Genomic DNA, 20,947 nt, shown 5'->3' with positions numbered 1-20,947 from the left:
GCTCGTGGAAGCAGTGATCGCAGTCGTCGCCCTGCTCTTCGTGCTCTTCGTCGCGCTCGGCGTGTACGCCACGGTGAAGGTGGTCGGCGCCGCCAAGCGCCGAGTCGACGAGACGATCACCCACGCCCGGCGCACGGTCGAGGACCACACCCTGCGGGCCAAGTCCTTCGCCCAGCCCGGCGCGGCCGGCGAGCTGGCGCAGCTGCGGCTGAAGCTGCGCACCTCGATGCGCGCCACCCAGGACGCCCTGCACGCGGGCGTGAGCGAGGACGAGTCCCTCAAGGAGTCCCTCGGCCTCTTCGAGCGCCTCAGCGCGCACGGCCATGAACTGGACGCGGAGCTCCGACGCCTGGAGTCCGAGCCGGACCGTACGACGCTCGGCGCCCGGCTGCCCGACCTGCGCGAGCGCACCGAGCGCATCGTCGAGGCGGCGGACTCGCTGCGCTGGGCGGTCCGCGACCGGGCCCGCCGGTTCGCCGCCGACGACCTGGACACCCTCAGCGCCCAGATCGACGTGGAGACCGGCGCCTTGCGGCACTGGCAGACGACGGAATCCACGGCGACCGGCTCCTCGACGACGGGATCCTCCACGACCGGCTCTTCGGCAACCGGCTCGTCGACGACGGCATCCTCGGCGACCGGATCCTCGAAGGCGGAATCCTCGGCGGCCGGCCCGGCGTCCGAGCGCCCGTCCTCCCCGCCGCCCCCGTGGCCGGAGGCACCCGCCGCCGATGCCGGTGACACGACCGAGCAGACCTGGCCGGACAGCCCTCAGCGCCAGCGGGCGGAGGAGCCCACGAGGGCCGCCATCAACCCGCCGGGCCCTCGCCAGACCTACCCCTGGCAGAAGAAACCCCGTCCCGAGAGCACGACTTGAGCCCTCAGGACCACGCGCCGCTCCGGTCAAGGCTTCACCGCCTGAGCGGGGTCGGGCTGCCGCCCGGGCACTACGCCAGGTAACCTCCAGCTCATGTCCCGCCATGTCGCTATCGTCACCGATTCAACGGCCTACCTGCCGCCCCGGACGATGGAGCGTCACGGCATCACAGCGGTACCCCTGACCGTGGTCGTCGGCGGCCAGGCGCTCGACGAGGGCACCGAGATCTCGACCCGTTCCCTCGCTCAGGCGTTGCAGAAGCGACGCCCTGTCACCACCTCGCGCCCCAGCCCCGAGGTCTTCGCACGGCACTACCGCCGGGTCGCCGAGTCCGGCGCCACCGGCATCGTCTCCCTGCATCTGTCCGCCGAGCTCTCCGGCACCTACGACGCGGCGGTTCTCGCGGCGCGTGAGGCGCCGGTGCCGGTGCGGGTGGTGGACACCGGCATGGTCGCCATGGCGCTCGGATTCTGCGCGCTCGCGGCGGCGGAGGCGGCGGAGTCGGGCGGCACGGTGGACGAGGCGGTCACGGCCGCCGAGAAGCGGGCAGGGGGGACGGCCGCCTACTTCTACGTCGACACCCTCGACTATCTGCGGCGCGGCGGCCGGATCGGCGCCGCGCAGGCCCTGCTGGGTTCCGCGCTCGCGGTGAAGCCGCTGTTGCAGCTGGAGGGCGGCCGGATCGGTCCCCTGGAGAAGGTCCGCACCGCTTCCAAGGCGATCGCCCGACTGGAAGAGATCGCGGCAGACCGGGCGGGCAGCGCACAGGTGGACATCGCGGTACACCATCTCGCGGCACCGGACCGGGCGTCGGCACTCGCCGATCGTCTGCGGGCGCGGGTGCCGGGGCTGGCGGACCTGCATGTGAGTGAGGTCGGGGCGGTGATCGGGGCGCACACGGGGCCCGGGTTGCTGGGGGTTGTGGTTTCGCCTCGGTGAAGGGGTGCTGGGAGCGCGCGTGACGGGATGCCTCTGCGTGAAGGGGGCGCCTCTGCGTGACAGGGACGCCTCTGTATGGGTGGTGTCACTCGTGTGGGTGGCGGGGTTTTCCACAACTGGGCGGTAATCCCCGGGAATTGAGCAAGATCATCGCGGGTGGGGCGAGGTGTCCGATCCTCGTCGCATGGCACTTCGATCACGTACACGTTCACGCAGCGTCACGCGTCCGGGCAATGCGATGTCCACGCGAGCCCGCACTGTCACGCCGACCAGCGGCCCGGGGCGCGGCCCGCACTCCGACGGGCGCAGCCGCCACCGGCGAGGCATGCGCGTCGCGGGCAGGGCGCGTCTGCGTCATGAGTCGGCGGAGGAGCTGCGACGCAGGGCGGAGGTGATTTTCGCCGAACGGGTCGGGGAGTGGGGGGAGTCGCGGGAGTCGGGGGCGGGGCCGCCGGGGCGCGGTGCGGGTGCGGGAAGTGATCCGGACCTGGCGTGTGCGGGTGGGGTCGCTGGGGTGGGTCGCGGGGATGGGTCCGGGGCTGCTTCTGACGGTGGCGTTGGTGGCGCCGGTGCAGCCGGTGTGGGTTCCGGTGCCGGCGGCGGCATTGAGCGCGGCAGCGATGGCTACATCGAGGGGGGTGGCGATGGGGCTGGCGATGCCGTCGGCCGTGTCGGAGCTGGTGACGCAGGCTCGGTCGTGGGCTCTGTGGACTCCGTGGGCTCCGGACCCGGGGAGTGGCGGGTGCGGGCCGGACTGGCGTTGCGGGAGCGGATGCCGGTTTGGCTGCAGGCGCGGTGTGGGCTGGAGCGGCGGAACGTGGTCGCACTCACCGTGGTGCTCGTTCTCGCCGCCGGCTTCGCGGTGCAGCACTTATGGGCCGGGCGGGCGCAATCCGTGCGGGCCCCCGAGGTGGTGCGGGCGGCGGCACCGTACGGGGGAGGGGAACCAGGAGGGGCGCAGAGCTCTGAGCCCGGGTCGGCTGCATCGGGCACCGGTACCTCGACGGCTGGTGCCTCGGCCGCCGGCGCTCCCGGTGCCGTGAGTACCGCGGCGCCCGAGATCGTGGTGGACGTCAGCGGCAAGGTGCGCGAGCCGGGGATCCATCGTCTCCCGGCGGGCTCGCGCGTCGCCGACGCTCTGCGGGCGGCAGGCGGAGTGCGCCCCGGCACGAACACCGACACCCTCAACCGGGCCCGGTTCCTGGTGGACGGCGAGCAGGTGATCGTCGGCGCTCCGGTGGCCCCGATGCCTGGGGCGGGCACGAGCACGGGCGGGGGCGGCGCGGCGGCCCCCGGTGCCGCACCCGCCGCGCCGATCCCCCTCAACACCGCGACCGTGGACCAGTTGGACACCCTCCCGGGCGTCGGTCCGGTGCTGGCCCAGCACATCATCGACTACCGCACCCAGCGCGGAGGCTTCCGCTCGGTGGACGAGCTGCGTGAGGTCAATGGCATCGGCGATCGCCGTTTCGCCGATCTACGGAATCTCGTACGGCCATGAGGCAGAACGACCACGACAGCCTCGCGCCCGCCCTCGCGCCCGCCCTCGCGCCCGACCTCACGACTGACCTTGCGCCCGACCTCGCGCCCGCCCGAGCCGCGGTTCACGCCAGATCCGGACGACGGCTCGGCGCAGCGCACCCCCGTCAGGAAGGCCCGGCGGACCTGCGCCTGGTCCCACCGGCGCTCGCCGCCTGGGCGACGGCGGCGCTGACGCTGGACGCGCCGCCGGATTGGGTGGCCGGTGCGGCGGTGGTCTGCCTGCTCGCGGCAGGCGTGCTGCTGCTGATGCGGCGGGGTGGGACGGGAGGGCAGGGCGGCCGGGTGCCGGTGCGGCGGGATGGGGCCGGTGGACAGAGTGGCTGGGTGCCCGTGCGGCGGGGTGGGACGGGAGGGCAGGGCGGCCGGGTGCCGGTGCGGCGGGATGGGGCCGGTGGACAGAGTGGCTGGGTGCCGGTGCGGCAGTGCGGGACCAGCGGTCACCGTGGCGTACTCCCACGCTCGACCTGGCCCCGAGCCTCGGCCGCCGCCCTACTGCTCTGCGTCGCAGCCGCCGCCGTCTCCGCCGCGCTGCACGGAGCCGATCTGCGGCGTGGACCGGTGCCGGGCCTGGCACGGGAGTACGCCACGGTGACCGCCGAGGTCGAGATCACTGCCGACCCCCGGCTGACCCGACCCAAGGTGCAGGGGAACCACATGGCGCCGACCGCCGTTCTGGTCAACGCGGACGTACGCCGCGTCGAGCGGCCGGACGGCACGGCGGAGGAGACGCGGACGCCGGTGCTGCTGATCGTCGACGCGGGCCGGAGGCAACCCTCCTCCACGGCCCACCTCTCCTCCACGGCCCACCTCTCCTCCGCAACCCACCCGTCCTCCACGGCCCACCCGTCCCCCACAACCCACCTCTCCTCCGCGGCCCACCCGTCCCCCACGCCCCATCCCGCCAAGACCCGCCTCTCCTCCAAGACCCACCCCTCCCCCTGGCTATCCCTCCTCCCCTCCACTCGCCTGCGTGTGACCGCCCGGCTCGCTCCTGCCGTCGCGGACGGGGATCGGATCGCGGCCGTGTTGCGGGTGCGGGGGTCGGCCGGGCCGGAGGTCGTGGGGGAGCCGTCGGCGGTGCAGCGGCTGGCGGGGCGGTTGCGGGGTGGGCTGCGGGAGGCGACCGACGGGTTGCCGGCGGATGCGCGGGCGTTGCTGCCGGGCCTGGTCGTGGGGGACACCTCGCGGATCACGCCGGAGTTGGACGAGGCGTTCAAGGAGACCGACCTCGCCCACACGCTCGCCGTCTCCGGCAGCAACCTCACGATCATCCTGGCCCTGCTCATCGGCCCGCCCGGTCTCGCCCAACGGGTCGAGCGCCGGGGGCTCGCACCCCGTCTCGGCATCTCACTGCGCACGACCGCGCTGTTCGGCGGCGCCCTCACGCTCGCGTTCGTCGTGGTGTGCCGCCCGGACCCGAGCGTGCTGCGGGCGGCGGCCTGCGGGGCCGTGGCGCTGCTCGCCCTGGCCACCGGGCGCCGCAGATCGCTGATCCCGGCGCTGGCGACGGCCGTACTGCTGCTGGTGCTGTACGACCCGTGGCTGGCCCGCAGCTACGGCTTCCTGCTCTCCGTCCTGGCGACGGGCGCCCTGCTCACTCTCGCGCCCCGCTGGAGCGCGGCGCTGCGCAGGCGCCGGGTGCCGCCACGGCTTGCGGAGGCGCTGGCGGCCGCGGCTGCCGCACAGGCCCTGTGCGCGCCGGTCGTGGCGGTGCTCTCGGCCCGGGTCAGTCTGGTGGCGGTGCCGTGCAATCTGCTGGCGGAGTTCGCGATCGCGCCGGCCACGGTGCTGGGCTTCGCGGCGCTGGCGACGGCACCGTTCGCGATGCCGGTGGCCAAGGCGCTGGCGTGGTGTGCGAGTTGGCCCGCAGGGTGGCTGGCGGACGTGGCCCGGACCGGTGCCGCACTGCCCGGCGCGGGTGTGGACTGGCCCGGCAGCTGGACCGGGGCGGCGCTGCTCGCCCTTGTCACGGTGGTCGTGGTGCTCGCGGGGCGCCGGCTGTTGCGGCACCCCTGGTGGTGCGGTGTCTGCGCGGCGTTGCTCCTGCTGGCGGTGGTGCAGCCGCCGCCGTTGACCAGGGTCGTCACGGGGTGGCCGCCGCCGGGGTGGCGGTTCGCGATGTGTGATGTGGGGCAGGGCGACGCGACGGTGCTCGCGGCGGGCGAGGGGACGGGGGTGGTGGTGGATGCCGGCCCCGATCCGACGCCGGTCGACCGGTGCCTGCGCACGCTCGGCATCACGAAGATCCCGCTCGTCGTGCTGACCCACTTCCATGCCGACCATGTGGCGGGGCTGCCCGGTGTGCTGCGCGGGCGGACGGTGGGCGCGATCGAGACGACGGGGCACGAAGAGCCGGTGGACCAGGCGGAGTTCGTGCGCCGGCAGGCGGCTGCCCGGCGGATTCCCGTGACGCGGGCCGCCGCCGGGGAGGAGCGGCGGACCGGAGCCCTGAGCTGGCGGGTGCTGTGGCCGCCGCACCCAGCCCTGGCCCCCGGCGCCCCGGACGGTCCGAACGACTCCAGCGTCACCCTGCTGGCCCGGTCGGCCGGGCTGCGGTTCCTGTTGCTGGGCGATCTGGAACCCCCGGCACAGCGGGCGCTGTTGAGATCATCTGCGGGGCCGCTGCTGGGCGCGGTGGACGTGCTGAAGGTCGCCCACCACGGCTCGGCGTACCAGGACCCGGAGCTGATACGCCGGGCCGCGCCGAGGCTGGCGCTGATTTCCGCCGGGGCGGAGAACCCGTACGGCCACCCGGCCCCCGGCACGGTCGCGGCGCTGCGGGCGCAGGGCGCGCTCGTGCTGCGGACGGACCAGGACGGGGCGCTGGCGGTCGCGGGTGCGGGCGCGGAGCTCATGGTGGCGGGAGACTTGGGTCATGGATTCCGTAGAGGTTGATGCCTATCTCCGGCGCCTGGGAGTCGAACACCCGGCGTGGCCCACCGTGGACGTACTGCGTGAGCTGCAACTGCGCCACCTGCAGACCGTGCCTTTCGAGAACCTGTCGATCCACCTCGGCGAAGAGATCGTGCTGGAGGAGAAGCGGCTGCTGGACAAGGTGGTGGGCGGGCGGCGGGGCGGGTTCTGTTACGAACTGAACGGGTCGTTCGGGGCGTTGCTCGGCGCGCTGGGCTTCGATGTGACGCTGCTCGCGGCGCGCGTCCACGGCAAGGAGGAGCGGCTCGGGATCCCCTACGACCACATGGCGCTGAAGGTGGGCACGGTGGACGGGGGCGCGTGGCTGGCGGACGTCGGCTTCGGGGCGCACAGCCACTATCCGCTGGCGTTCGAGGCGCGGGGTGAGCAGGTGGATCCGGCGGGGGTGTTCCGGGTCGTGGAGGCAGGGCCGGACGCGGCCGGAGTGCGCGGCGGGCACGACTCGGCGGAGGCGGCGGACCTGGACGTCGTGATGGACGGCAGACCGCAGTACCGGCTGGAGCGGCGGGCGCGGGTGCTCGGGGACTTCGTGGCCGGGGCGTGGTGGCACAGCACGTCGCCGCTGTCGCACTTCACGCAGTCGCTGGTGTGTTCGCGGGTGACGGAGGAAGGGGGACGGATCACGCTGAGCGGCCGCACGTTCAAGACGACGACGGCGGACGGGACACGTGAGGAGCGGGAGTTGGGGACGGACGAGGAGGTGCTGAGGGTCTACCGGGAGCGGTTCGGGATCGAGTTGGAGCGGGTGCCGACGGTGAGCAAGCCCGACCAGGGCGGCTGACGGGGAGGGGGACCATGGGTCCGGGTCAGGCCCGATGCCCCACTGGTGCTACTACCGGGTAGAACCAGCACAAGTGCCGGTTTCCCACGATGTGATCCCGTGTTGCCCCGAAAAACTCGACGGTGGTCGAATGCCCCTTCGGTAACACGTGAGGTCGGGTCGTGCAGGGGGTGTCGAGGATGATCGGTCGCCGGCGCGGAAGCCGAACGGACCAGGAACAGCGGACGAGCCCTCTGGCGGCGCTGGAGACTCCGCCGAGCGCGGGGGTGCTGAGCTGCCGGGTGCTCGATCCGGTCAACGAGCCGGTCCGGCACGCGGAGTTCGTGCTCGGCGACTCCAGGGGGCGGACCGTGGTGAGCGGTGGGATGGATCCCTTCGGGTCGTTCGTGACGACGGTGCCGGCGGGTGAGTACCGGCTCGCGGTGTCGGCCGAGGGGTACACGCCGTACCGGACGACCGTGACGGTCGAGGAGAACACGCTGGCCTCGCTCGGCGACATGACCCTCCACGTCGCCCAGCCGCCGGAGCTGCCGGCGCCGGGTGACTGGGAGATCGAGCCGGGGCACACCTCGATCGGGTTCACCGCGCGGCACATCGGGCCGGCCCGGGTCCATGGCCGGTTCAACGCGTTCGCGGGGGCGGTGCGGATCGCCGACCCCGTCGAGCGGTCGGCGATGCATGTGGTCATCGACGCGGCGTCCATCGACACGGGTGTGCGGATGCGGGACGACCATCTGCGCTCGGCGGACTTCCTGGACGTGGCGGCCTTTCCGACGCTGGAGTTCTACAGCGAGCGGTTCGTGCACAAGGGCGGGACCCGGTGGGCCGTGACGGGGGCGCTGTCGCTGCACGGGGTGACGCGGACGGTCGTGCTCGACACGGAGTACCTCGGGCTCGGCAACGGCATGGAGGGCGAGGTGCGGGCGATGTGCCGGGCCACGACCGAACTTGATCGCGACGACTTCAGGGTGAGCTGGCAGACGGTGCTGGCGCGGGGGATCGCGGTGGTGGGGGCGAGCATCCGGATCCAGCTGGACGTGCAGCTGGTGCGCAAGGGCTGACCCGGGAACCGCCTCGCGCCGGGTGCCCGAGAATGGCTCCGTGAGCGATGTGAGACATGTGCTGGTGCTGCCCGACCGTGACGCGGCGCAGGAGGCCGCGGAGGCACTCGGGGAGCGGTTCGGGATCGACGAGGAGCCGCGCCTGGTGCGGGACGCCCTGGCCGGTGAGGACGATGCCGAGGACGCGCAGTGGCTCGTCGTGCTGCGCGACGAGGGCGGGCGGCTCGATCCGGGGGCGCTGGACGAGTTCGCGGGGGAGTGGGACGGCTGGCGGGAAGAGCCGTGACCGTGCCGTGGCCCGCCGGGTGTCCGGCGCCGGCCGGGGTTGTCAGTGGCCCGTGCCATCCTTGTCGCGATGGCCAAGAAGAGTGCGAATGACGACCTGCTGGCCCCCGTGACCCTCGCCGTGGGTCAGGAGGAGCTGTTGCTCGACCGTGCCGTGCGGGAGGTGGTGGTCGCCGCCCGCGCCGCCGACGCGGACACGGATGTGCGGGAGCTGACCCACGACCAGTTGCAGCCGGGCACGCTGGCCGAGTTGACCAGCCCCTCGCTGTTCGCGGAGCGCAAGGTCGTGGTCGTGCGCGGTGCGCAGGACCTGTCGGCCGACACGGTCAAGGACGTGACGGCATATCTCGCCTCGCCCGCCGAGGAGATCACGCTGGTGCTGGTGCACGCCGGCGGGGTCAAGGGCAAGAAGCTGCTCGACGCCGCCCGCAAGGCCGGGGCGCGGGAGGTGGCGTGCCCGAAGATGACCAAGCCGGCCGACCGGCTGGCGTTCGTCAGGAGCGAGTTCCGGGCGACCGGCCGCTCGGCGACGCCCGAGGCCTGCCAGGCGCTGGTCGACGCCATCGGGAGCGATCTGCGGGAGCTGGCGTCCGCGGTGAGCCAGCTGGTCGCCGATGTCGAGGGCACCATCGACGAGGCGGTCGTCGGGCGGTACTACACCGGCCGTGCGGAGGCGTCGAGCTTCACCGTCGCCGATCGGGCCGTCGAGGGCCGGGCGGCCGAGGCGCTGGAGGCGCTGCGGTGGTCGCTGGCCACCGGCGTGGCCCCCGTCCTGATCACCAGTGCGCTCGCCCAGGGCGTCCGGGCCATCGGCAAGCTGTCCTCCGCGCGCGGCAGCCGCCCCGCCGATCTCGCGCGCGAGCTGGGCATGCCGCCCTGGAAGATCGACCGGGTCCGCCAGCAGATGCGCGGATGGACACCCGACGGAGTCGCCGTCGCGCTGCGGGCGGTCGCCGAGGCCGACGCCGGAGTGAAGGGCGGCGGGGACGACCCCGAGTACGCGCTGGAGAAGGCGGTCGTGACCATCGCGCGGGCCGCTCGGTCCAGAGGGCGCGGCTAGCGGCGGAAGAGGAGAATCGTGCGTATCAGCCGTCTGTCGCCGGACTGGGAAAGGTGGCGAGCACCATGGCTGAACACCCGCACGCGGCTCTCGTCCGCAAGGGCTACGAGGCATTCCAACGCGGAGACATGGACACCCTGCGGGGCCTGATGACCGGGGACTGCACGCACCATGTACCCGGCTCCCATCCGCTCTCGGGAGACTTCAAAGGGGTCGACTCGATCTTCGAGGGGTACTACGGCCGGCTCTTCTCGGAGACGGGCGGGACGTTCAAGGTCGAACTGCGCAATATCTTCGTCGACGGCCGCGGGCACGCCATGTCCGTGCACCACTTCTCCGCCGACCGGGGCGGCAAGCACATCGACGAGATGGGCGGCATCGTCTTCCGGATCGTCGGAGACAAGATCACCGATCTCGACGAGTGCGTGGCGGACATCGAGAAGGGCAACGACTTCTGGTCCTGATGCGGTCATGCCGAAGGCCCCGGCGGCCGCCCTGGGGAAGGGCGAGGCGCCGGGGCCTTCGATTCGAGCTGCTGGATCCGCACCCGCGTGGCGAACGCAGGCCGCGTGCGAATCCGGGGTGCCGGTCGGGAGCGGATGAGAGAGGGCCCGCTCTGGGTCCTACCGGCGGCTGGATCCGGGAAGCCGGATCCGATCAGACCAGATAAGGGGTTCAGCCCTTGAGGGAAGCGACCTTCGAAGCAAGCGCCGACTTCTTGTTGGCGGCCTGGTTCTTGTGGATGACACCCTTGGAGACGGCCTTGTCGAGCTGACGCGCGGCAGCGCGCTGGTACTCGGTGGCCTTCTCGAGGTCACCCGCGGCAGCGGCCTCACGGGCCTTGCGGATCGCGGTCTTCAGGGAGGACTTGACGGCCTTGTTGCGCAGCCGAGCCTTCTCGTTGGTCTTGATCCGCTTGATCTGGGACTTGATGTTCGCCACTGATTGAGCCTTTTCAGGTTCTGGCACGGGACCGCACGGGAGCCGCACGGAATCCGCACCGGGTGATTTCTTCGGGGTGTGCCTCGCGCTGAGAGGGCATGAGACACAGCCACCCAGACTACCAGCGGCCCGGCCGACGGCCCAAAACGGTCCCCCGTCGCCGCCCATGGGACCATGGAACCTACGTATCGATCCGACCCGAGGCATAAGGCGCCTCAAGAGACAGGACCCTGCGTGCCCGCGACCCCTAACAATGTGCCCGAGCCGAGCCGTACCGACCCGGCTCTGATCCGCAATTTCTGCATCATCGCGCACATCGACCACGGCAAGTCCACGCTCGCCGACCGGATGCTCCAGCTGACCGGTGTGGTCGAGCAGCGGCAGATGCGTGCTCAGTACCTCGACCGGATGGACATCGAGCGCGAGCGCGGCATCACGATCAAGTCCCAGGCGGTGCGGCTGCCGTGGGCTCCCACCCACGAACCCGGCAACACGCACATCCTCAACATGATCGACACCCCGGGGCACGTCGACTTCACCTACGAGGTCTCGCGGTCGCTGGCCGCCTGCGAGGGGACCATCCTCCTCGTCGACGCCGCCCAGGGCATCGAGGCCCAGACCCTCGCCAACCTCTACCTGGCGATGGAGAACGACCTCACGATCATCCCCGTACTGAACAAGATCGACCTGCCGGCCGCGCAGCCCGAGAAGTTCGCCGAGGAGCTCGCCAACCTGGTCGGCTGCGACCCGAGCGATGTGCTCAGGGTCTCCGCCAAGACGGGCCTGGGTGTCGACGCCCTGCTCGACAAGGTCGTGGCCGAGGTCCCCGCCCCGGTCGGCGTCAAGGACGCCCCCGCCCGCGCGATGATCTTCGACTCGGTCTACGACTCCTACCGCGGTGTCGTGACGTACGTCCGTGTCATCGACGGCCAGCTCAACAAGCGCGAGCGCATCAAGATGATGTCCACGGGCGCCACGCACGAGCTGCTGGAGATCGGCACGAACTCGCCCGAGATGCTGCCGGCCGACGGCCTCGGCGTCGGTGAGGTGGGCTACCTGATCACCGGTGTGAAGGATGTCCGCCAGTCCAAGGTCGGTGACACCGTCACCAGCCAGCAGAAGGGGGCCACGGAGGCGCTGGGCGGGTACAAGGACCCCAAGCCCATGGTCTTCTCCGGGCTGTATCCGCTGGACGGCTCCGACTACCCCGAGCTGCGCGAGGCGCTGGACAAGCTCCAGCTCAACGACGCCGCGCTGGTCTATGAGCCGGAGACCTCCGCCGCCCTCGGCTTCGGCTTCCGCGTCGGCTTCCTCGGCCTGCTGCACCTCGATGTGATCCGTGAGCGGCTGGAGCGCGAGTTCGGCCTCGACCTCATCGCCACCGCTCCCAACGTGGTCTACCGGGTCGTGATGGAGGACGGCAGCGAGCACACCGTCACCAACCCGAGCGAGTTCCCCGAGGGCAAGATCAACGAGGTGTACGAGCCGGTCGTGCGCGCCACGATCCTCGCGCCCACCGAGTTCATCGGCTCGATCATGGAGCTGTGCCAGACCCGGCGCGGCACCCTGCTCGGCATGGACTACCTCTCCGAGGACCGGGTCGAGATCCGTTACACGCTCCCGCTCGCGGAGATCGTCTTCGACTTCTTCGACCAGCTGAAGTCCAAGACGCGCGGTTACGCGTCGCTGGACTACGAGCCCACCGGCGAGCAGACCTCCAGCCTGGTCAAGGTCGACATCCTGCTGCACGGCGACAAGGTGGACGCCTTCTCGGCGATCACCCACAAGGACCAGGCCTACGCGTACGGCGTCCGGCTCGTCGCCAAGCTCAAGGAGCTCATCCCGCGGCAGGCCTTCGAGGTGCCGGTCCAGGCCGCCATCGGCTCCCGGGTGATCGCCCGCGAGACCATCCGCGCCATCCGCAAGGACGTCCTCGCCAAGTGCTACGGCGGTGACATCTCGCGTAAGCGCAAGCTGCTGGAGAAGCAGAAGGAAGGCAAGAAGCGCATGAAGATGGTGGGTTCCGTGGAGGTTCCGCAGGAGGCCTTCATCGCCGTGCTCAGCAGTGATGACAGCGCGGGGTCGGGCAAGGGCAAGAAGTAACCGCAGGTAATACCTGGTGGCCCGGCAAATCGCCGCAACAGGGGTCCGTCGTGCGAAAGCGCGGCGGGCCCCTTTGTCTGCGCCAGGTGACCCTCTGGAGGAAGTGACAGGGCGCGGGCCCTTACGCAGTGGCCTGTCGACCTTTAACCTGATCCCTGCTCGATAGTTACTCGCGAGTTAAACAACGTCTCGCGCGTAGGAACCAGCCGCACTGAGCCAGCCGCATCGTCGCGGGCCCCCGGAGGATGTCGTGAGCGACACACAGACACTGATCGAGAACCGTCCGCCGAGCGTGGCGACCCTCTTCCTGGAGCGCGTGGCCGCCACGCCGGACGCCGAGGCGTACCGCTATCCGGTGCCGGCGGCTTCGGGGGAGGGCCCCGACGACTGGAAGTCGGTGAGCTGGGGAGAGGCCGCCGAGCGGGTCTACGCCATCGCCGCAGGGCTCATCGAGCTGGGTGTCCATCCCGAGCAGCGCGTCGCCCTCGCCTCCTCGACCCGGATCGAGTGGATACTGGCCGACCTCGGCATCATGTGCGCCGGTGCCGCGACGACCACCGTCTATCCGCAGACCAACGCCGAGGAGTCGGCGTTCATCCTCTCCGACTCCGAGAGCCGGGTGCTGATCGCCGAGGACGCCGCCCAGGTGGCCAAGGCGCAGGAGAAGCGCGCCGAGCTGCCGAACCTCACCCATGTCGTCGTCATCGACGCGACCGGTGTCGAGACCGGCGACTGGGTGCTCAGCCTGGCCGAGCTGGAGGCCCGCGGCGCCGCCCGGCTGGAGAAGGACCCCGAGCTGATCAAGCAGCGGGTCGGCGCCATCACCAAGGACCAGCTCGCCACCCTCATCTACACCTCCGGCACCACCGGCCGCCCCAAGGGCGTGCGGCTGCCGCACGACAACTGGTCGTACATGGCGAAGGCGATCGCCGCGACCGGCCTGGTCGGCGCGGAGGACGTGCAGTACCTGTGGCTGCCGCTCGCGCACGTCTTCGGCAAGGTGCTCACCTCCGGGCAGATCGAGGTCGGCCACGTCACCGCCGTCGACGGCCGCGTCGACAAGATCATCGAGAATCTGCCGGTCGTGCAGCCGACGTACATGGCTGCCGTCCCGCGCATCTTCGAGAAGGTCTACAACGGGGTCGCAGCCAAGGCCCGCGCGGGCGGCGGTGCCAAGTACAAGATCTTCCAGTGGGCCGCCCAGGTCGCCCGCGAGTACGCCAAGGTCACCCAGGACAACTTCCGGCGCACCGGCACCCACTCCGCGCCGTTCGGCCTCGCCGCCAAGCACAAGGTCGCCGACACGCTCGTGTACGCCAAGATCCGCGAGGCCTTCGGCGGCAACCTGCGCGCCTGTGTCTCGGGGTCGGCCGCGCTCGCCCCGGAGATCGGCTACTTCTTCGCCGGCGCCGGCATCCACATCCTGGAGGGCTACGGCCTCACCGAGTCCTCCGCCGCGTCCTTCGTGAACCCGGGCGAGGCCTACCGCACCGGCACGGTCGGCAAGCCGCTGCCCGGCACCGAGGTCCGGATCGCCGACGACGGCGAGATCCTGCTGCGCGGCCCCGGCATCATGGAGGGCTACCACGGCCTGCCGGACAAGACCGCCGAGGTGCTGGAGGCCGACGGCTGGTTCCACACCGGCGACATCGGCGAGCTGTCGCCCGACGGCTACCTCCGTATCACCGACCGCAAGAAGGACCTCATCAAGACGTCCGGCGGCAAGTACATCGCGCCCGCCGAGGTCGAGGGCCAGTTCAAGGCGGTGTGCCCGTACGTCTCCAACATCCTGGTGCACGGCGCCGACCGGAACTTCTGCACGGCGCTGATCGCGCTGGACGAGGTCGCGATCCTCGGATGGGCCGAGGAGAACGGGCTCGGCGGCAAGCCGTACGCCGACGTCGTGGCCGCGCCGGCGACCGTGGCGATGGTCGAGGGATACGTCAAGCAGCTCAACGAGGGTCTGCAGAAGTGGCAGACCATCAAGAAGTTCCGGCTGCTGCCCCGTGATCTCGACGTCGAGCACGGTGAGATCACACCGAGCCTGAAGCTCAAGCGGCCCGTGGTGGAGCGGGAGTACAAGGATCTGATCGAGGAGATGTACGCCGGTACCCGGGAGGCGTAGCCCCGGACGGGACGATCGGGCGGCCCCGGAAGGCAGTTGGCCTTCCGGGGCCGCCGTATGTCTGCGGTGGGGGTGTGAGTGCCGAAATGAGCTGAAGAGCCGTGAGTGTCAGAGGCGCCACATAAGATGCACACGATCTCTTCATACTTCCTGCTCAATCAGTTCAGCGAGGTGCTCGTGCCCGTATCCGCCGCGACGCCCGACGATGTCGTCCGCCACGTCTTCCGCTATCTCGCCGAGGTCGGCGAGAGCCGCGCCAAGCCGGTGCGGACCCATGACGACGCCAGGCACCAGCTGTGGTTCGCGGACCTCCCCGCGCAGTTCGGCTCCTTCCTGCGCGAAGTCGTGCCCGGCGACGCGCCGTTGTGGCTGCGTGCCGACCGTCCCACGCGGCACGAACCGCCCGTCCCGCCCACCCCGCTCGCGCACTGGCTGGACGGCCGGGAGGTGCGCGACTCGGCACGGGAGACCGCACCGGCGCCGCGGGAGCAGGCCGACCTCCCGGCCGACGAGGTGTCCTCCGGCGGCAGTTCGCGCAGCGGCCACATCACCGTCGCCCTCGACGACTTCCCGCAGCGGGACCTGGTGCGCGACCAGCACCGGGCCTGGTCACGGCTGTGGAACGGCTGGGCGAGCCGGGACCGCGTCACGAAGCCCGTCGTACGCGCCTACGACCGCCTCTACCGCCTGTGCGTGGACGCCTCCGAACTCGGCGAGAGCTTCGAGCTCGTCGTCGGATTCGGCCATCTGACCTGGTCGGCGCAAGGTGAGGCGGTACGACGGCACCTCGTCACCTGCCGGGCCGTCATCTCCATAGACCCCGACACCGGTGCCATCACCGTCGGACCGGATCCGGAGCACGGCAGCCCCGTACTCGAGGAATCCATGCTCGACGCGGCCCAGAAGGCACGCGCCGACATCCGGGAGCGGGTGCGCCAAGAGCTGGAGGCCGCCGGCGACACCACCGACCCGGCCCTCGCCGAGCAACTGCACCGGGCACTGAACACCTGGACCATCGCCGCGCACGAGGCGGGCCGCTACGACCCCTCGCCGACCCGGCACCGCGCGACGGGAGACCCCGCCGTGCCCGTCGTCGGCTTCGCACCGGTGCTGCTGCTCCGCGAGCGCACCCGGCGCAGCATGCTGGAAGCCCTGCGCGGCGTCGCCCTGAGCATCGAGCAGGGAGCCGAGCCCACGGCCCTGCTGCGCCTCATCGCCGGTGCGGGCGGCGACCGGCCACTGGGTGAACCGGGCGGGGGCGAACGCGTGGCCCAGTCGCCCGAGCTGTACTTCGCACTGCCGTCCAACGACGAGCAGCGCACCATCGCCGAGCGGTTGCGCGACCGGGATCTCGTGGTGGTCCAGGGACCGCCCGGGACCGGCAAGACGCACACCATCGCCAACCTGGTCACCGACCTTCTCGCGCACGGCAACCGCGTGCTGATCACCAGCCACACGGCCCGCGCCCTGAAGGTGCTGAAGGACAAACTCCCCTCCGGCGTCCGCGAGCTGTGCGTCAGCCGTACCGACGACGGCGCCGGACAGCAGGAACTGGAACAGTCGGTCAAGGCCATCCTCGACCGCCAGGGCGAGTTCTCCGCGCGTACCTACCGGCGGCGGATCCAGGACCACGAGGAGCGGCTCAGGTCCGCCAGATCCGCCCAGGCGCTCGCCCTGAAGACCCTGCGTGCGCTGCGGGAGCAGGAGACCTACCGGCACCCTGTCGAGATCGGCGACTACCAGGGCACCTTGGCCCAGATCGCCCAACGGCTGGCGGAGGAACGCCCGCGGCTCGGCTGGATCGGCCGCGTCCCCGCCGACACCCCCACTCTCGACGCGGCCGCGCTGACCGGGCTGCGTCGCGCCGCTCTCGAGTTCACCGACCGTCATCGTGCCCTCGCGGCCACCGTCAGTGCCGCGCTTCCGGAATCCGGACGTCTGCCCACGGCGCCCGAGTTCGCCGACGCGGTCGAGACGCTCCGGGTCGCGGAGGCAGCTCTCACCGGCCTTCGGGCGGACGGCTCCGTCGCACGCCTCGACGACGCCGTGTCCTCCCTGACCGGCGCGCAACAGGACCGACTGGCCGCCGCACTGGACCGCTTCACGGCCGCCGTGTCGTCGGCCGCCGCGACACCGGAGGCCTGGGCGGCCGAGGCCTGCCGTGAGGTGCTCGCCGGTCAGGACGTCGCGGTGCGCAGCCGCCACGAGCGCACCACGGCCGCCTTGACCGCGATCGAACAGGCGGCCGGGTCCCTGGGTGCGACGCTGGTCAGCGGCCTGGAGACGTACGACGTGCCGACGGCTCTCGGCCTGGCCGGCACCCTGCGCGACGGGCTTGCATCCGGTGAGAAGCTGCGCGGGGCGCTGGGGCTGAAGACCAGGCTGCGCAAGGCGGTCGGCGACTTCCCCGAGACGGTGCGCGTCGACGGACGCGGCGTGGAGACGGAGGCCGCCGCGACCGCCGTACTGCATCGGGTCACCCTGGAGCGACACCTCCAGGACGTCGAACAGGAGTGGGGCGAGGGCGCCGACGCCTGGCAGGCCACCGCACGGCGCATCGCCCGTCTGCGCCAGGACATCGCCACGCTCACACTCCTGACGGAACTCGCCGATCTGCGCCGGGAGGTCGTCCGGGCGGCCGCCGGCGCCCCAGGCCTCGCGGGAGTCGACTGGGGTGACGGCACCGCGGCGGACACCGTCCGCGGGGTTCTGCGGGCCCGAGCCGCACGCCGCGCCGCCGATCCCGCGCGCGCTCTGCTCGACGACGCGCTGGGCGTGCTGCGTGCCGCCGCGCACCGACGCGGCGCCTCGGTCGCCGTCGAACGGGCCCGCGCCGCGGCAGAGACCCGTGACCCGGCCGCGTACGCCGACGCGCTGGGCGAACTGGACGACCTGCGGGAGTCCCTCGCACGCAAGAAGGCATGCGACGACGCCTACCGGCTCGTCTCGGCCGAACTCCCCGACATCGCCGACACGTTGGAGTCGACTCCGGAGGACTCCGCCTGGGACGCCCGGCTCGCCCGCTTCGAGTCCGCCTGGGCGTGGTCGGCCTGGCACACCCGGATGACGGAGCTGACCGACCCGGAGGCCGGCAATCGTCAACTGCGGCTGCTCGCCGAGGCGGACGGGGAGATCCGGATCAGCCTGGAGCGGCTGGCGGCCGACAAAGCCTGGTTCAGCTGCCTGTCCCGGCTCACGGACGACCAGGCCGTAGCGCTCACCTCCTACCAGCAGAACGTCCGCAAACTGGGCAAGGGCACCGGCAAGTACGCGGCCACCTACCGACGGCAGGCCCGCGAGAGCCTCCAGGCCAGCCAGGAGGCCGTGCCCGCCTGGATCATGCCGCTGCACCAGGTGACCGAGACCGTGCCGATGGACCGTGCCGGGCGCTTCGACGTCGTGATCATCGACGAGGCCAGCCAGTCAGGCCCCGAGGCGCTGCTGCTCGCCTGGCTCGGCGCGAAAGTGATCGTCGTCGGGGACGACCAGCAGGTCAGCCCCGCACAGGTGGGCGTCGACCACGACGAACAGTTCGCACTTCAGCGGAGGCTGCTCGGCGAGCTGCCCGCCGCCCGGCGCAATCTGTTCACCCCGACCGCGAGCCTCTTCGACATCGCGTCCGGTCTCGCCGGCGGCCGCGGCCGGCTGATGCTCCAGGAGCACTTCCGGTGCATGCCGGAGATCATCGGCTTCTCCAACACGCTCTGCTACGGCGGCCGGCTCCAGCCGCTGCGGCAGTACGGCGCCGATCGGCTGCCGCCCCTGCGCTCGGTCCATGTGGCCGACGGCTATGTCGAAGGCACCGGCCAGAAGCAGATCAACCGGCCCGAGGCCGAACGCCTGGTGGACGAGATCGCCCGCCGCATCGCCGATCCCGCCTACAAGGGACGCACCATGGGTGTGATCACCCTGCTCGGCGCCGGCCAGAAGTTCCTCATCGAGGACCTCCTGGCCGACCGGATCCCGCTCGACGAGCGACAGCGGCGGCGCCTGCGCGTGGGCAACGCGGAGGAGTTCCAGGGCGACGAACGCGACGTCGTCTTCATCAGCCTCGTCGTGTCCCTCACCGGCCCCGACGGGCCGCGTCGGATCGGTTCCTACAGCAGCGCCCTGTACCGACAGCACATCAACGTGGCGGCATCGCGCGCCCGCGATCAGGTGTGGCTCTTCCACAGCGCGGCACTCACCGAACTCGGCGAGACCGACCTGCGGCGCGCCTACCTGGACTGGTTCTCCCGCCCGGCCGAGGAACAGGACGGGCTGAGCCTCGGCGAGGTGCGGCCGGACGTTCCCCACGAGGCTTTCGACAGCCTCTTCGAGCAGCGTGTCTACCTGGCGCTGCGGGGCCGGGGCTACCACGTACGCCCGCAGTACCCGGCCGGACGGTACCGGATCGACCTCGTCGTCGAGGGCGGCACCAAACGGCTGGCCGTGGAGTGCGACGGCGACGCCTTCCACACGGAGGAGAACGCGGACGCGGACGCGGCGCGCCAGCGCGAACTGGAGCGGGTCGGCTGGACGTTCGTCCGTATCCGCGGCAGCCGCTTCTTCCTCGACCCGGAACGGGCGCTGGAGCCGCTGTGGTCGGAACTCGAACGGCTCGGCATCGAGACGGGGTCGCAACTGTCGCGTCGCCGGTTTGCAGAGGCAGAGGCAGAGGCAGAAGCAGGAACAGAAGCAGAAGGTGAAACCGAGGCCGAGTCTGCGTCTGAGGCAGAAGCCGCGGCCGCAGCCGAAGTCACCGAGGAACCAGCGCCCGCACCGACGCGTGACGCGGAACCCGTCACCCCTGAGGCAAGCCCGCAGCCGGGCTTCGTCTCCGTGGCGAATCTGCACCGTGATGAGGTCAACGCGGCCCAGCACGCGTTCAGCATGGGCCGGACCGTGGCGGGCGTGGCGCGGTTCCATGGCGGGGTGGGTGCCCAGGGCTTTCCGGGTGCCGACGCCGTGGACATCCTGCGGGCGGGACAGATCGTCGTGCGGGTCGCCCATGCCGAGGTGCAGGCGATGATCCGCGCCGCGATCGCCCACGCCGACGCACCGGTGTTCGGGGACGCCGGACAGGTGGGAGTGGCCCGTTACCACGCACCCGGCTCCGCCGGGGCCCCCGACGGCCGTACGACCGAGTTGCTGCGGGTGCACAGGAAGACGACGGAGCGGACCGCGGTGAAGACGACGCTTCCGGCCGTCCCGCGCCAGCCGACCCGAACCGTGGAGCCGGCCGGACGTGTGCGCGTGGACCGGCTCGGCATCGCCGCCCACCGACGGGTGCAGCGTGAGCTGCAACGTGTCCAGGACGCTCTCGACCTGCCCCTGCCCGAGATCGTGGCCGTCGACTCGTCCTCCCGCATGGCGCAGCTCGCCGACCACGACAAGCGACGGGCGGCCCTCCAGGAGCGGCGGAGCTTCCTGCGGGCACTGCTCGATCAGGTGATTCCCGATCCGTCCCTGACGGGCGGGGCCATGGTCGTGCCCGGATGCCTCGTCGGAGTCGAGGACCCGGACGAACCCGGCGTCACGACCTATGAAATCGCGATGCTCGCCGGCGACGAGGCCGAGCGGCTCAGCCCCGACTCGGCACTCGGCAAGGCCCTGATGTGGCGGGAGGTCGGCGACGAGGTCAGCTGGCTCACGGAGCGGGGCACCAGAATGAGCGTCATCGTCCGTTACGTCGAGGACTGAGTGGCGGCAGGTGCGGTTCCGCCACACCTGCCGCCGCCCCCCGCCGTATGGCCTCCACGAGCTGCCGCAGCTGGCCTATGCGTCGCCGTGCCTCCGGCACGTCCGGTGAGTCGGCGGCCAACAGGCCATCCACCTCGTCCAGTTGCGAATGCACCTGGCCGCAGTGCGCCGCTTCCTGGGACACCAGGCGTTCCAACTGCTGGTTCTTGCGATGCAGGTCCAGGAAGACGCTGACCTTCGCGCGCAGCACCCAGGGGTCGAACGGCTTGGTCAGATAGTCGGCGGCGCCGGTGGCATAGCCGCGGAAGGCATAGCCGGGCTCGTCCTCCGCGCCGGTCAGGAAGATGATCGGGACGTCCTTGGTCTGGTCGAGCCGTTTGATGTTCGTGGCGGTCTCGAAACCGTCCATGCCCGGCATCCGGACGTCGAGCAGGACCAGGGCGAAGCGCTGCCGCAGCAGCGCCTTCATGGCCTCCTCGCCCGAACGCGCGCGGACGAGCGGCTCGTTGAGGGACCCCAGGACGGCCTCCAGCGCGATCAGGTTGTCCTCCATGTCGTCGACCAGAAGGATTCCCGCACGCTCGTCGGTCGTTGCCTCAGCGCTCATGGTGAAGTG

14 protein-coding genes are annotated in these 20,947 nt (G+C 71.4%); 12 read left to right on the top strand and 2 right to left on the bottom strand.

Annotated features, from left to right (window positions below):
- The first annotated feature begins 4 nt into the window (after positions 1 to 4).
- The 9 genes from ACFPQ9_RS24575 to ACFPQ9_RS24535 all read left to right on the top strand — a co-directional run bounded on the left by ACFPQ9_RS24575 (position 5) and on the right by ACFPQ9_RS24535 (position 9,943).
- Positions 5 to 877 (top strand): hypothetical protein, encoded by an 873-nt coding sequence (locus ACFPQ9_RS24575; protein ID WP_380857097.1) that lies wholly within the window; start codon positions 5 to 7, stop codon positions 875 to 877.
- A gap of 93 nt (positions 878 to 970) precedes the next feature.
- Positions 971 to 1,816 (top strand): DegV family protein, encoded by an 846-nt coding sequence (locus tag ACFPQ9_RS24570; protein WP_380857094.1) that lies wholly within the window; start codon positions 971 to 973, stop codon positions 1,814 to 1,816.
- A 238-nt stretch (positions 1,817 to 2,054) separates the two neighbouring features.
- Positions 2,055 to 3,317 (top strand): ComEA family DNA-binding protein, encoded by a 1,263-nt coding sequence (locus ACFPQ9_RS24565; RefSeq protein WP_380857091.1) that lies wholly within the window; start codon positions 2,055 to 2,057, stop codon positions 3,315 to 3,317.
- Entirely contained in the window at positions 3,314 to 6,253 is a 2,940-nt protein-coding gene (locus ACFPQ9_RS24560) for a ComEC/Rec2 family competence protein (protein ID WP_380857088.1), read from the top strand. Before ACFPQ9_RS24565 ends, ACFPQ9_RS24560 begins: the two co-directional genes overlap by 4 nt.
- Positions 6,234 to 7,073: an arylamine N-acetyltransferase family protein gene (locus ACFPQ9_RS24555; RefSeq protein WP_380857085.1), complete on the top strand. Its 840-nt coding sequence runs from the start codon at positions 6,234 to 6,236 to the stop codon at positions 7,071 to 7,073. Before ACFPQ9_RS24560 ends, ACFPQ9_RS24555 begins: the two co-directional genes overlap by 20 nt.
- Positions 7,074 to 7,252: 179 nt before the next feature.
- A complete protein-coding gene (locus ACFPQ9_RS24550; protein ID WP_380857082.1) occupies positions 7,253 to 8,134 on the top strand; it encodes a YceI family protein in 882 nt (293 codons plus the stop codon).
- 40 nt (positions 8,135 to 8,174) lie between these two features.
- A complete protein-coding gene (locus ACFPQ9_RS24545) occupies positions 8,175 to 8,420 on the top strand; it encodes a hypothetical protein (protein WP_107907336.1) in 246 nt (81 codons plus the stop codon).
- Positions 8,421 to 8,489: 69 nt separating this feature from the next.
- Positions 8,490 to 9,479, top strand: coding sequence for a DNA polymerase III subunit delta (gene holA / locus ACFPQ9_RS24540; protein WP_380857079.1), 990 nt, complete (start codon positions 8,490 to 8,492; stop codon positions 9,477 to 9,479).
- 65 nt (positions 9,480 to 9,544) lie between these two features.
- Positions 9,545 to 9,943, top strand: coding sequence for a nuclear transport factor 2 family protein (locus ACFPQ9_RS24535; protein WP_380857076.1), 399 nt, complete (start codon positions 9,545 to 9,547; stop codon positions 9,941 to 9,943).
- Positions 9,944 to 10,154: 211 nt separating this feature from the next.
- Here the strand turns inward: ACFPQ9_RS24535 and rpsT are convergent, their stop codons facing one another.
- Positions 10,155 to 10,421 carry a 30S ribosomal protein S20 gene (rpsT, locus tag ACFPQ9_RS24530; protein ID WP_380857073.1) on the bottom strand — a complete coding sequence of 89 codons (267 nt, stop codon included), beginning with the start codon at positions 10,419 to 10,421 and terminating at the stop codon, positions 10,155 to 10,157.
- 234 nt (positions 10,422 to 10,655) lie between these two features.
- Between rpsT and lepA the strand changes: the two genes are divergently transcribed.
- The 3 genes from lepA to ACFPQ9_RS24515 all read left to right on the top strand — a co-directional run bounded on the left by lepA (position 10,656) and on the right by ACFPQ9_RS24515 (position 20,331).
- Positions 10,656 to 12,524, top strand: a complete 1,869-nt coding sequence (gene lepA / locus ACFPQ9_RS24525; protein WP_380857070.1) for a translation elongation factor 4 — start codon at positions 10,656 to 10,658, stop codon at positions 12,522 to 12,524.
- A 250-nt stretch (positions 12,525 to 12,774) separates the two neighbouring features.
- A complete protein-coding gene (locus tag ACFPQ9_RS24520) occupies positions 12,775 to 14,649 on the top strand; it encodes an AMP-dependent synthetase/ligase (RefSeq protein WP_380857067.1) in 1,875 nt (624 codons plus the stop codon).
- Between the two features lie 126 nt (positions 14,650 to 14,775).
- On the top strand, positions 14,776 to 20,331 hold the full coding sequence (locus ACFPQ9_RS24515; RefSeq protein WP_380857064.1) for an AAA domain-containing protein: 5,556 nt from the start codon (positions 14,776 to 14,778) through the stop codon (positions 20,329 to 20,331).
- Here ACFPQ9_RS24515 and ACFPQ9_RS24510 read toward each other — a convergent pair.
- Positions 20,306 to 20,938, bottom strand: coding sequence for a response regulator (locus ACFPQ9_RS24510; protein WP_380857061.1), 633 nt, complete (start codon positions 20,936 to 20,938; stop codon positions 20,306 to 20,308). The two genes, ACFPQ9_RS24515 and ACFPQ9_RS24510, sit on opposite strands and share 26 nt — an antisense overlap.
- Positions 20,939 to 20,947 lie beyond the last annotated feature (9 nt).

This window comes from Streptomyces coerulescens, assembly GCF_042657965.1.
Classification (GTDB): Bacteria; Actinomycetota; Actinomycetes; order Streptomycetales; family Streptomycetaceae; genus Streptomyces; species Streptomyces coerulescens.
This window is presented reverse-complemented; position numbering and strand designations above follow the sequence as displayed.

What these genes read in the sequence shown, in the direction of transcription:
- ACFPQ9_RS24570 (WP_380857094.1), top strand. Translation starts at nt 971, where the DNA reads ATGTCCCGCCATGTCGCTATCGTCACCGATTCAACGGCCTACCTGCCG.
- holA (WP_380857079.1), top strand. Translation starts at nt 8,490, where the DNA reads ATGGCCAAGAAGAGTGCGAATGACGACCTGCTGGCCCCCGTGACCCTC.
- ACFPQ9_RS24555 (WP_380857085.1), top strand. Translation starts at nt 6,234, where the DNA reads ATGGATTCCGTAGAGGTTGATGCCTATCTCCGGCGCCTGGGAGTCGAA.
- ACFPQ9_RS24550 (WP_380857082.1), top strand. Translation starts at nt 7,253, where the DNA reads ATGATCGGTCGCCGGCGCGGAAGCCGAACGGACCAGGAACAGCGGACG.
- ACFPQ9_RS24510 (WP_380857061.1), bottom strand. Translation starts at nt 20,938, where the DNA reads ATGAGCGCTGAGGCAACGACCGACGAGCGTGCGGGAATCCTTCTGGTC.
- ACFPQ9_RS24515 (WP_380857064.1), top strand. Translation starts at nt 14,776, where the DNA reads ATGCACACGATCTCTTCATACTTCCTGCTCAATCAGTTCAGCGAGGTG.
- ACFPQ9_RS24560 (WP_380857088.1), top strand. Translation starts at nt 3,314, where the DNA reads ATGAGGCAGAACGACCACGACAGCCTCGCGCCCGCCCTCGCGCCCGCC.
- ACFPQ9_RS24535 (WP_380857076.1), top strand. Translation starts at nt 9,545, where the DNA reads ATGGCTGAACACCCGCACGCGGCTCTCGTCCGCAAGGGCTACGAGGCA.
- ACFPQ9_RS24565 (WP_380857091.1), top strand. Translation starts at nt 2,055, where the DNA reads ATGTCCACGCGAGCCCGCACTGTCACGCCGACCAGCGGCCCGGGGCGC.